Source organism: Afipia sp. P52-10 (assembly GCF_000516555.1).
Taxonomy (GTDB): Bacteria; Pseudomonadota; Alphaproteobacteria; order Rhizobiales; family Xanthobacteraceae; genus P52-10.
Genome location: NZ_AZSJ01000004.1, coordinates 520911 through 531629, shown reverse-complemented (window position 1 = coordinate 531629; position 10719 = coordinate 520911). Strand labels below are relative to the sequence as shown.

The 10719-nt window shown below is 62.1% G+C and carries 11 protein-coding genes and 1 pseudogene; 6 read left to right on the top strand and 6 right to left on the bottom strand.

Features of this window, described 5'->3' with window-relative positions:
• On the top strand, window positions 1-863 hold an 863-nt coding region (locus X566_RS25055; RefSeq protein ID WP_034462751.1), incomplete at its 5' end, for a hypothetical protein.
• Window positions 864-1423: 560 nt separating this feature from the next.
• Here X566_RS25055 and X566_RS25475 read toward each other — a convergent pair.
• The 3 genes and pseudogenes from X566_RS25475 to X566_RS17255 all read right to left on the bottom strand — a co-directional run bounded on the left by X566_RS25475 (window position 1424) and on the right by X566_RS17255 (window position 2952).
• On the bottom strand, window positions 1424-1549 hold the full coding sequence (locus tag X566_RS25475; RefSeq protein ID WP_275451008.1) for a hypothetical protein: 126 nt from the start codon (window positions 1547-1549) through the stop codon (window positions 1424-1426).
• A 482-nt stretch (window positions 1550-2031) separates the two neighbouring features.
• Window positions 2032-2238, bottom strand: a pseudogene (locus tag X566_RS17260) (thiamine pyrophosphate-binding protein); the annotation flags it as partial.
• 213 nt (window positions 2239-2451) lie between these two features.
• Window positions 2452-2952 (bottom strand): ferritin-like domain-containing protein, encoded by a 501-nt coding sequence (locus X566_RS17255; protein ID WP_034469686.1) that lies wholly within the window; start codon window positions 2950-2952, stop codon window positions 2452-2454.
• A gap of 274 nt (window positions 2953-3226) precedes the next feature.
• On the opposite strand from X566_RS17255, the gene X566_RS17250 reads away from it, so the two are divergent.
• Window positions 3227-3427, top strand: coding sequence for a hypothetical protein (locus tag X566_RS17250; RefSeq protein WP_034469685.1), 201 nt, complete (start codon window positions 3227-3229; stop codon window positions 3425-3427).
• Between the two features lie 57 nt (window positions 3428-3484).
• Here the strand turns inward: X566_RS17250 and X566_RS17245 are convergent, their stop codons facing one another.
• Window positions 3485-4231 (bottom strand): DUF72 domain-containing protein, encoded by a 747-nt coding sequence (locus X566_RS17245; RefSeq protein ID WP_034469683.1) that lies wholly within the window; start codon window positions 4229-4231, stop codon window positions 3485-3487.
• 186 nt (window positions 4232-4417) lie between these two features.
• On the opposite strand from X566_RS17245, the gene X566_RS24790 reads away from it, so the two are divergent.
• Window positions 4418-4765, top strand: coding sequence for a hypothetical protein (locus tag X566_RS24790; protein ID WP_152539955.1), 348 nt, complete (start codon window positions 4418-4420; stop codon window positions 4763-4765).
• A gap of 88 nt (window positions 4766-4853) precedes the next feature.
• Here X566_RS24790 and X566_RS17235 read toward each other — a convergent pair whose 3' ends face one another.
• The gene (locus X566_RS17235; RefSeq protein WP_034469676.1) at window positions 4854-5345 is read right to left on the bottom strand and encodes an Rrf2 family transcriptional regulator; all 492 of its coding nucleotides are present in this window, start codon (window positions 5343-5345) and stop codon (window positions 4854-4856) included.
• A 59-nt stretch (window positions 5346-5404) separates the two neighbouring features.
• On the opposite strand from X566_RS17235, the gene X566_RS17230 reads away from it, so the two are divergent.
• Both X566_RS17230 and X566_RS24785 read left to right on the top strand, forming a co-directional pair.
• Window positions 5405-6688, top strand: coding sequence for an FAD-dependent oxidoreductase (locus X566_RS17230; RefSeq protein ID WP_034469673.1), 1284 nt, complete (start codon window positions 5405-5407; stop codon window positions 6686-6688).
• Between the two features lie 362 nt (window positions 6689-7050).
• Window positions 7051-7293 carry a hypothetical protein gene (locus X566_RS24785; RefSeq protein ID WP_152539954.1) on the top strand — a complete coding sequence of 81 codons (243 nt, stop codon included), beginning with the start codon at window positions 7051-7053 and terminating at the stop codon, window positions 7291-7293.
• A 483-nt stretch (window positions 7294-7776) separates the two neighbouring features.
• On the opposite strand, the gene X566_RS17220 is transcribed toward X566_RS24785, so the two are convergent.
• Window positions 7777-8124, bottom strand: coding sequence for a hypothetical protein (locus X566_RS17220; RefSeq protein ID WP_034469667.1), 348 nt, complete (start codon window positions 8122-8124; stop codon window positions 7777-7779).
• 493 nt (window positions 8125-8617) lie between these two features.
• Between X566_RS17220 and X566_RS17215 the strand changes: the two genes are divergently transcribed.
• Window positions 8618-10681 (top strand): GumC family protein, encoded by a 2064-nt coding sequence (locus X566_RS17215; protein ID WP_081740294.1) that lies wholly within the window; start codon window positions 8618-8620, stop codon window positions 10679-10681.
• Window positions 10682-10719: the final 38 nt, after the last annotated feature.

The following is a 10719-nucleotide window of genomic DNA, read 5'->3' as shown; positions in this document are numbered from 1 at the left end:
CGAACCTTGGGCTCGGCACTGGGGCGACTCCTCAGTTCGCCGGACTCGAATTGGGCAATGCAGCGGATACCAGCGTTACGCGCCCGGCTGCGGGACGTTTGCAAGTCGAAGGCGAAGAGGTTCTGACGACCAAGGATCTGTCGTCGACCCTGACGGGTCCACAAAAGACGGCGCTACAGACGAACATCGGCGCTACCACGATTGGCAAGGACTTGTTTGGGGCGGCCACCTTCCTCGACGTTCTGAAGCAGACGGCCTACTGCCCCGTCATCTCCAAGTCAGGGGATTATACCGTCGTGGCCGATGACCGCGGCTATCTCATTCTTGTGGATGCGACGAGCGGCTCCCGGACCATTACGCTGCCGTCCATGGTGGCTGCGGCGTCGATGGAGTTCACGTTCAAGAAAATCGACAGCACGTCGAACACCGTGACAATCGCTGGCGCGAGTAGTACCGATCCGGTTGAAGACACCCTACAGCTTGTTCTCCGGCGGACGCTCGAGTCTGTGACGCTGACGTCTGCCGGGTCGTCGTGGCTGATCAAAAGCGATACGCTCGGTCGTCGTCAGTTCGGAATCGCCAAGGCATACGCTCGGCTCACCTACTCGGGAGGAACGCCAAGTGCTGGTGATAGCGACAACGTTAGCTCGGTGACGGATCAGCAGGTCGGCGAAGCGCGCTTGAACCTTGCAATCGCCTTCGCTGCGAACACCTATGCGACGATTGTTGGCTCCCTGAATACGGGAAACCGATCGAGCGGCGGAAACGTGAGTTCGTCGGTTGCGCAGATCTTCACCGTTGCGGATACGAGCGGTGCGCTGACCGACGGCAACTCTACGGCGGCGCTATTCGGGGCTCAGTAGCTGATGAAGGTCATCGTCTACACGCGTCACGGCGATGCCGGCGTCAGCATCTGCACGCCGACGCCGGAAATCATCGCGGCCATGGCGCACGGATCGTATTTCGGCAAGCGACCACGCGGCTTCCTCGACGAGCAGGTCGAACGGAATATCGCGAACGGTATTCGGTCCGACGTCGCGCGCCGGTTCGTTCATGCGCTCGAGTTCGGCGGCTGTACGACGGCCGAGGCGCTGGAGATCATCCGGGACCGAGACTGCGGGCCACACGGCACCGCAATCGAGCTATGGGACGCAGCAGACGTGCCGGCTGACCGCTGGTTTCGGAACGCCTGGCGCCGTAGCGCGAACGGCGGGCCNATCTCAGTAGACCTGCGGAAGGCGAGGCCGATTCAGCTTGCGCATATCAAGTCGGCGTTGGCGATTGAGACGAAGCGACGCGACAGCGATGACGACCTTTGGAGTGCGCCGCTGGTCGTTGATCTCGCGCCACTGGTTGAGAAAATAAAAGGCGCGCAGGACGCGGATGCCCTGCGCGCGATTTGGCCGTCAGAATTGAGAGTAGCTTAGTTCTTGATGCTCGCGGCCGTCGATGCGACGGCATCAGCGATGAATGCGCCGGCCACCTTGATGAACGGCCAAGCGAGAGCTGCGGCGGCGATCGCCACCAACCAGATGTGAGCTTCCTGCATATCAATGCCCCTACCACGCTTGGTGCCGGGAGGTTGAAATCCAGCGACGTAGGAAGCTGGCCCCCAATATTGCCGCCACGCTGGGAGCGACCCAGCGCTGCTACTAACGGTTATTCTTGGAGCCTCCCGGCATGAGCGGGCTTTCCTACGTCGCCTTCGGTCGTGAGCCCAGATTTCAAGCCAGGCGCACAATCAAAAAGCCTAGCCGTGTAGTTGGTCGGAGTAAAGCGCTGTTCTCGGCCCTCCTAGAGGCTCATCGCGGTTCTCCGGGCTGGGATGACCAGCAGATCAGGCGGCCCGCGACCTCGATATGCGCCGCCCCACCGTCTGGTCGATGATGCACCGCATCCGCAGCGCCATGGAGGGTGACGGCAAGCTGCTAAGTGGGCTTGTCGAGATTGCTGGGAACCGACCGGAAACGAGCGCTTCAAGGGGTGACATTTGAAGTTGCGCGCGGTGCCATTTGAAATTGCGCGCTACAACACCCCGAGCTTGCCGGTCCATTTGGCATAGGCAGAGGCCATGAAGGCAGCGGATTCCTCATGGCGGACCTGTACAAAGCGGATACGGTCCTGGCGCGTCCGCAGCGCTTCCATGATCCCATTGATGCCGTCGCCGGGGAGTCCGAAGACGACCGAAACCTTCCATGCGATCAGCGTTTCGACGAGAATATCGGCGGTCGTTGCCATGAAGCCTCCGGACCATCCCTCGAGGAAGTCCGGACTCAACAGCAAGCAGCCCGCCGCGTTCCTCGCTGAGGGTCACAAACGTCCGGTGAGCCAGTGGGAGAAGGCGCCGCGATGCCGAGAGGCGTAGTGCTGTAGTGCTTGAGGGTAAAGAAATGGTCCAGCAGCTACGAGCTGCCGGACCATCAAGGTCGTCGCGAGATGGCCATGCCGCAGTCAGGCAACTTCGCGTTGCTCCCGCGCCATGTACTGCTTGGTAATGCTTTCGACATGCGAGTCGATCCACTCGGCCATGCGCTGCTCTTCCTTGAGGGACTCCTCGAGCGGGGCTCTGGCTGTGGGAGCGCCGGCGTCGTTGCAGAGCGCCAGCAGCGATTTATAGGCAGCGATTTCGAAGTTCTCGAAGGCGTTGTTGGCGAACGTATTCTTCAGGATCTCGTCACCGGCCATCGAATGCATCATGGCCTGGGTGTTGGCCATGATCGAGGTGGTTGTGTCCTTCAACGTCGAGCTGCTTTCACCGCAGCTTTCCAGACACGCCTCGAGTCTCTGCAGTTGAGCATTCGTTTCATCCAGGTGCTGCTTCACCTTGGATTGAACTTCTGGATAGTCGGTCAGCCGTTCCGACTGGCGCTCCATCAGTTCCCGGGCTTGAACTTCCATCGCATGGGCATTGCGAAGACCAACAATAAAGATATCACGCGCTGTTTGCGTCATGGATCGCTCCCTTGGTATCGATGCAAGCGCAACGCCTTGTCATGCAAGCTGTTCCACACTGCGTCCTTTCGTCTGCCAGCGGGGCTTGTAGATGCGGGGCTCGGTCAGAGTCACTGACCTTGTGTTCATACGTTTTGATCGAATCCGGAAATCGGTTTCCGACTGAGCAACCATTTCGGTCGTGAGGGATTGTGCCTCATCACCGATATTCCGGGGCGCTTCTGGTCGAGCACTTGGTTGATCGAATGCTTGGCCGCGTTTGAAAACGATTGGAATGACCATGAAGCGGATTAAGAAAGTGATCTATCTGTCGGCGGACGAAATCGACGAACTGGTTCAAGAGCGCGAAACGGTCGCAGAAAGCCTGCCTGAAGGTGTGGAGCGGCAATCCGTCCTCAAGGAAGTCTCGCAATTGCGAATGTATGCCGATGCAAAGCGCTGGATCGACTCGCCGGGCCTGAAGCCCGACAAATAGTGAGGGCGTGACGCGCGGTCCTTCGCGGTTGCTGCTGAGCTGTTTGGCTCGGGCGCGTTAATCGCGAGATGCGTGCGGCGGCTGCATCATCAGCTTAAGCTTGCTGGCGTCTTTCGGGGCGGCGCTTTTCTGGTCGTTGTCGAAGTAGACGTATACGTCGTAGCCCTGCCTCTTCCAGGAGCGTATCCGACGCGTCCAATCCGCAAGCGTAGCATCCGGATAGCGGCCCTTGTACCGCCCTCCGGGACCATGACCACGGATGTACACAAAATCGGCCGTGCGCTGCCAGGGTGCCGGAGCATGATGGTGGTCGGACAGGCAGAGCGCGATGTTGGCATCCGATAGGACCCTCAGAGTGTTCGGCGCGTACCAGCTCGGATGACGAAATTCGAAGCTGTAGCGGTGCTGTTTCGGCAGATGCTTGATGAACGAAGCGAGGCGGTCCTGGTTCGATGCAAAGTTGGGCGGCAGTTGGAACAGGATCGGCCCCGCCTTCTCCCCGAGAACGGCGAGGCGGGATGTCATGAGGGCAACACTGTCCTGCGAACCGTCCGACAGCCGTTTCCAGTGCGTGATGAAGCGGGACGCTTTCCATGCGAAGATGAAATCGTCGTCGGTGCTGTCCCGCCAGTTGGCCACCGTTTTCGCTTCCGGCATGCGATAGAAGACACCATTCAGCTCGGTGGTCGAGAACTGTGTAGCATAGTACGGCAGCTGATGCCGGATCATGAGACCTCTCGGAAAGAAGATTCCCTTCCAAGATGCATAGTGCCATCCAGATGTGCCGATGCGGATGCGGGACATGCGCGGATCAAAGCTGTGAGGTTGATGTCCAACCTGTTCCGGTGCTGGATGTTCCATTGGGCCAACGCCGCGGGACAGAACCGCGATGACGCCGGCTTCAGGGCCAGCGACTGAGGAACGCCTCCGCGCCGAACGAATTAAGCCCGTCTGGAAGCCACGACTCTGGAAACGAATCCGGAGGCAAGAATGACGGGTGCAACGATGACGAAGCTGAAGGTGCTATTGCTGTCCGCCGTCGCAGTTGGAACGATCACTGCGGCCTACGCTCAGAACACCGGACCGGGCATGAGCGGCACGACGACGAGCCCGACCCAGTGTTGGGATGTCAGTTCGAACATGGTGAAGAACCGCGCGCCGGGTGCAGATATGACCGGCGCTAAGAACAACAACCCGAACAACACCACGACAGGGAGTTCGGTGTCTGGACCTTCGGCCCCAGGCACGGCAGGCAGCGCATCGCCCGGCTCCGGCATGGGAAACAGTTCGGTCGGCGGAATGGCCCAGCAGCGCCCGGCGAACATGCCGAACTGCTAAGGCCGCGTATTTCGGCTCGACCGGACCGGTGGCGTGCCGATGCAGCACGCCACCGGTTCCTGCGTGTTATTGATCGCGGTCGCGCGGCTCATTGCAGAGCCGCGCTCAGCCATGCCTGAAAGTCGCGGCGTCGCTTGTCGTCGAACGATTCCGCCGCGGCAGCCGCATTCATCTGCGCCACCGTTACGTTCGCGAGCGCCTGGCGCCACGCCATTTCCGCTGCAAGAAACGCACGCGCAATCGGACATGCCTTTCGGCAGGCCGACGGCGGCGCCGGACAGGGCCCCTGCTTGCGAATTTCGGTGCAGCGGAAGGCGGGCTGCGGTCCCTCGATCGCTACCACGATATCGAGCAACGAGATTTTGGCAGGCGGACGTCCGAGCCGATAGCCGCCCTTCGCGCCGCGATCCGCGGCGACGATGCCGGCGCGCGACAGCGCTTGCAGGTGCTTGGCCAGATAGGCCGGGGGTAACGCGTGAAATTCGGCGAGCTTGGCGCCGGGCACACCTCGTCCCTCCGGCGCGGCCGCGAGCACGCCGCATACATGAACCGCCCATTCGACGCCGTCGCTGATTCTCATTGCGGATAATATATATCCGTGTTAAATCGGATACAAATTATCCGTAATAGGAGGAGGCGATGGGCGCATCTGAGGTTGACGTCGTCGTGGTCGGCGGCGGCGTCGCAGGGATGGTTTCGGCTGCCTTCGCCGCGGAGAGCGGGGCCAGCGTGCTGCTCGTTGAGGCGGCATCGGAATTTGGCGGACGGGCGAGGACGCGGATCGTCTCCGGATATCACTTCAACCAGGGGGCTCACGCGCTTTATCGCGACGGTTTTCTCGACAAGGCGTTGCAGAATCTCGGCATCACCGCGGCCGGCCGCCCTCCAGCTCTCGCCGACGGAGTCTTCGTCTACGAGAACGCGCTGCACCCAGCCCCTTTCAGGGCTGCAGGACTTGCCGCGACCACGTTACTGTCCGACGTGGAGAAAGCCGAGCTGGCATCACTGTTGCGCAGCCTGCGCGATGGATCGCCGGACGTTCCGTCCGGAATATCCTTGAGCGCGGCGCTCGCAGCACTCTCGCCATCGCCCATGGTCCGCTCGATGCTTGCGGCGTTGGTGCGACTGACGAGCATCGTCCATGCGCCGGAGGTCGCGGATGGGCGGACGCTCCTCGATCAGCTTCATGGCGGCCTGACGCGGGGCGCCCGCTATCTGGACGGCGGCTGGGGGACCATGATCGACAGCTTATGCGCCGCCTGCGCCCAGCGCGGTGTTGACCTGCGTTCAAGCTGCCGTGTCGAATCGATCGAGCGCGACACACGCTGGCGTGTCGAGCTTGCAGATGGCACCGGCTTGACCGCGCGTGCGGTCGTGCTGGCCGTGAATCCCGCACAGGTGGCGACACTATGTCCTGCCTTCGACGCTGTTGGGGCGGCAGCAGCCGCAGCGGTGCCGGCGAAGGTGGCCTGCCTCGACCTCGGCCTTGCGCACCTGCCGCGCCCGGATGTTCTGTTTGCGCTCGCCGTCGATCGCCCGCTGTACTTCTCCGTCCATAGCAACGCGGCGCGTCTTGCGCCGGACGGCGCAGCTCTCATCCACACGATGCGCTACCTGGAGCCGGGCGAAACGTTCAGCCGTGATCAGCTCGTTGCCGAGCTCGAAGGATTTGTCGATCTGGCGCAACCGGGATGGCGTGAGCACGAGCGCGCGCGCCAATTCCTGCCAGCCATGCCGGTGATCTCGTCCATTCCTCTTGCGGCGAAGGGCGGCGCCAGCGGTCGTCCCAGTTTCGTCGTCCCGGATGTCGATGGTCTCTTTATCTCCGGCGATTGGGTCGGGCCGCTCGGTCTGTTGTCCGATACCGCTGCGGCCAGCGGCCGTTCGGCAGGTGAGGCCGCGGCAGCATTCGCACGCGCTTGAGCGTTCGTCCGGAACGTCACTCTCGCAGGCCGTTGACGCTCAAGGCTTGCAGTCCGTGCGTGTGTGATGCGTCGCCATGGCTTGCCATGAGATAGCCACGAATGGCATCGCGTTTCGGACTTAACATCGGACATGACAACTGTGTGATGCGATTGTCCGGCTTGCGTCGCGGAACTTGCGCTTTCGTGAATAGTCAAATGCAGCCGAGTCGTATTAATGGGACGACTTCGCCAGCCCGTCCAATCCTCGAACTCTCATCGATGCTACATGCCCTGTCGCGAAGATCGATAGCATCGCCGTCGCTACGAGGCGCAATCAGTCATCTACGGGTGTTTCGCGGATTGCGTAAAGAAGTAACAGATATGAACGCACGTCATCGTCGCAAGCTTTCGTTCGTCCTGCCCGCCGCCGTCTTTATGTCCTTGGCGGCCCTCGAGCAGATCGATTGGCCCGAACTCAGCGATCTGCCCGTGCCGCGTAGCGTGGCGGCTATGCAGGCCGTTGAGCCGATCGAGTATGTTCCTGTGACGGATGCAATCCATCGCGTCGATTGCCCGGAAGGATCGTGCAAGCGTAGCCGCCCTTGTCTTCTGGTAAAGACATAAGTGTAGGGCGACAGCCGCCAAGGTATACAGCGCCAGCCACGAAGCATACGGCGCCAGTCATGAAGCAAAGACCCGGCTGCTCCGTGCAGCGGTGCGGACCGGGCTTTGGCGGTAAGTCGGAGTGCCGCGGCAGTGCGGCTGGAATGAAATGCCGGTAAAACGACAGGGCCGCCCTAAATCACGGGGGAGCGGCCCTGCCTCTGTCGTTGAGTGAACTTGGTTCGGGACAACGCAACGACGCCGCGATCCTAATGCGGCCGTCGCGTTCGGCAAGCGGCCAATGCGTCGCAGATCTATAATCTCTCGAACATTGTGCAGTGCGATGTGCAGGAAGTGCAGCATGCTTGATGAATTTGGGTCGCGTCTCCCGTAGATCGCGAGCACTCGCGGCGGTGATCGTCGGCGTCTGCTAACCGAAGCCGGGTCGCGCCGCCCGCCGAAGGACACCCCGGTGGGCGAAACGCCGCAACTTTGCGGCAAGTCCTAATGCTGCGTCAGCGATGCGGCCGCGGTCGTATCGATCGGAAATTCGAGATCGAGGTGTTCGCGGACGATGTACGAACCTGTTCCGATCGTGGGAAGCGGATCCCGCAGCACTGACCTCGGTACGGGATTATGCAGAACGAATTCCACATGGGCGCCGGGATGGCGCGTGTAGACGGTGGTCTCCAGCGACACCATGCGTTCGGGCCGCTTCGTCATTCCATTCGGGTTGGGAATCCATTGGGGAACGAGCCAGAGCTGCCGATCGACTTCGATCACATCCATCTCGGTCGCGAGTTCGAAGACAGACGCCTCAATGATTACAGCCTTGCGGACAATTTTACGCATCACGGATATCCTATCCGATCATTGTCCCCCCGACGCATGCTGACCAAATCGCTGTTGGTTTGAAAAGAGCCTTGTTGGCCGGCCGTATCACCGTACAGGGGTCGAGTGCATCCCATCGCAAGCGTCGCGCGTCATGGCGGGCGACGGACACCGTCGTCATATCGCTGATATTACAACGGTCTGCGTTCAGGGCCGTCCAGGTGGGCGACGCCTGTGGTACGCCGTAAGGCGGACGACGGCGCGGGTCGCGTGCAGTTTTCTATCCGCGCTCCTACGTAGATGCGGAATCATCATCTTACTGTCATTGGCGATCGCAGCGGCGCGCGAGGCGCTGCGTTGGGCCATTTCGAGAGGATCGCGCCCGGCTGAAAGGGCTCTCGCCAGGGCTGTGGGGTTGCGAAAATCTGTCAGCGTAACGGTTGCTTAAGCACAAATCTTTACGTTTCAGGGGCTCCGCGCGCGGAGAACCTTGGTCCAAACTGGAGTGCGTCCGATGCTGGGAAGGCAGGCAGCAGTGGGGCCGGTCGACCGGATCACTGAAGCCGTTCCGGCCTCGCGGGAGAGGCCTGAGGCGCAGCCGCCTGGGAGCGCCCGCACGGTCTTTCTCCAGCGGCTTTCGCCAGCCGAGCTGATCGCGTCGCTGCGTCGGAACATCAGGCAGATCGCCGCGCTCGCGCTTGCCTTGTTTGCGCTCGGCCTTGCGCTGCTGTTCATCATCCCCGCGCGCTACACGGCAACCTCGCTGATCTTCGTCGATCCGCGTGAGCAGAGGGTGACCACCGAACAGGAGGTCCTCCCGGGGATTGGCCAGGACACGGCTTCGCTCCTCAGCATCATTGAGATCGCGAGCTCCGACGGCTTCCTGATCCCGCTGATCGAGAAGCTGGACGTGGCCAAGGATCGGGACATCTCCGGCGGCGAGACGGACATGTCCGAACTGCTGATGTATTTCCGCAAGCGCCTGCAGGTCGTCCGCCGCGGCCAGACCTATGTCGTCGCCATTTCGTTCACGTCCGACGATCCGCAGAAGGCGGCGACCTATGCCAACGCCATCGCGGAAGCCTTCGTGGCGAACCAGACGAAGGCGCGGACGTTGGCGACCGAGGAGGCCTCGGATTGGCTGAGCAGCCGCCTGAAAACGCTGCGCGACCGGCTGACGGCATCGGAGGATGCGGTCGCCGCGTTCAAGACCAAGCATGGAATCGTCGAGGCCGGCCGGGACAGCACCACCCGACAGGTCCGGGCCACCGAGCTCAGCCAGTTGATTTCCGCCGCCAAGCTGCGCACCGAGGAGGCCAAGGCGCGCTACGATCAGATCCAGCGCGATGCGCGCTCCAATGTCGACACGTCGATGGGCTCGCGCTCGGAACTGCTCAACGTGCTGCGCACGCAGCGCACGCAACTGAACGATCAGATCGCGCAGAAGCGGGCGGTCTTCGGTGATCGGCACCCGGACCTGGTCATTGCGCTCAATCAGCGCAACGAGCTCGAGCGGCAGATCGCAACCGAGCGCAACCGGCTCGTGCAGGCCGCCAAGTCGGATTATGAAACGCTTCGCGATCAGCAGAAGCAGCTTGAGACCCTGCTCGGCTCGGTCGAAGGCGAAATGCTGATGACCGGAGAGGCGGCGGTGAAGCTGCAGGATCTCCGACGCCAGGCCGAGGCCGACCGGGGCATCTATGAGCAGTTCCTCGCGCGCTATAAGACCACGAGCGAGCAGCGGTCGCTGCAGCCTTCGCAGACCCAGTTCGTGTCGGCGGCGACAGTGCCGGCTCGGCCCAATCGGCCGACATTGCCGGTGCTGATTCCTGCGATCGCTGCCGCATCCCTGCTGCTTGCGGCGGTGGCGGTGGTTCTGCTCGATGCGGGCGGCGTCGCCTTGCCGGTTGCCGCATCGCTGGCGAGCCTCGCTGCGATCCGGAGCCAGACCGGCGTCCCCGCGCCAGCCAATGCCGCGCTCGATCTGCCGGTATGGGGCGTGCTGCCGCCGCAGGCGCGTCCGCGCCCCAGCGATGCGGCATCCGTTCACGCCGTCGCCCCTGCGCCGGAGGCCAAAGCCAATCTTGCGGAGCTTCTGGAAAGGATCGCGCTCTCGCGGGGCATGCGCGGGCGGGTGGTGCTGTTCCTCGCGGGCAGCGCCGGAACGGTCAGAACGGCGGTGGCCGATGCGCTGAATGCGCTCGCGCTCGAGCGCGGCATGCTGAGCGTGCTGATCAAGGTGGAGCCGTCGGCAGCGAAGCTTCCGGCAGATGCGGCGATGGCGGCCGACACTGACATCATGCCGGTGCATACGACGGCGTCCTCGTTGATGTCGCTCTTGTCCGGACGGACCGAAACGGGGGTTGCCTCCGGCGACGTCCGCTCCGAGTTCGACATCGTTGTCATCGACGGCACCGTGCTGGATAATGTCGGAGACATCGCCAAGCTCGCTGATCACATCGATTTCGCCGTGTTCGTCGTCGATGCGCGCACGCAGGATACCGATCGCATCACCCGTCTCATGGATGCGCTCGCGCGCAATCGCGAGACTGCAACCGGCGTTGTCATTCACCAGTAGCCGCAGCCGGCCGCTGCGAGGAACCCGAAACCGTGCGG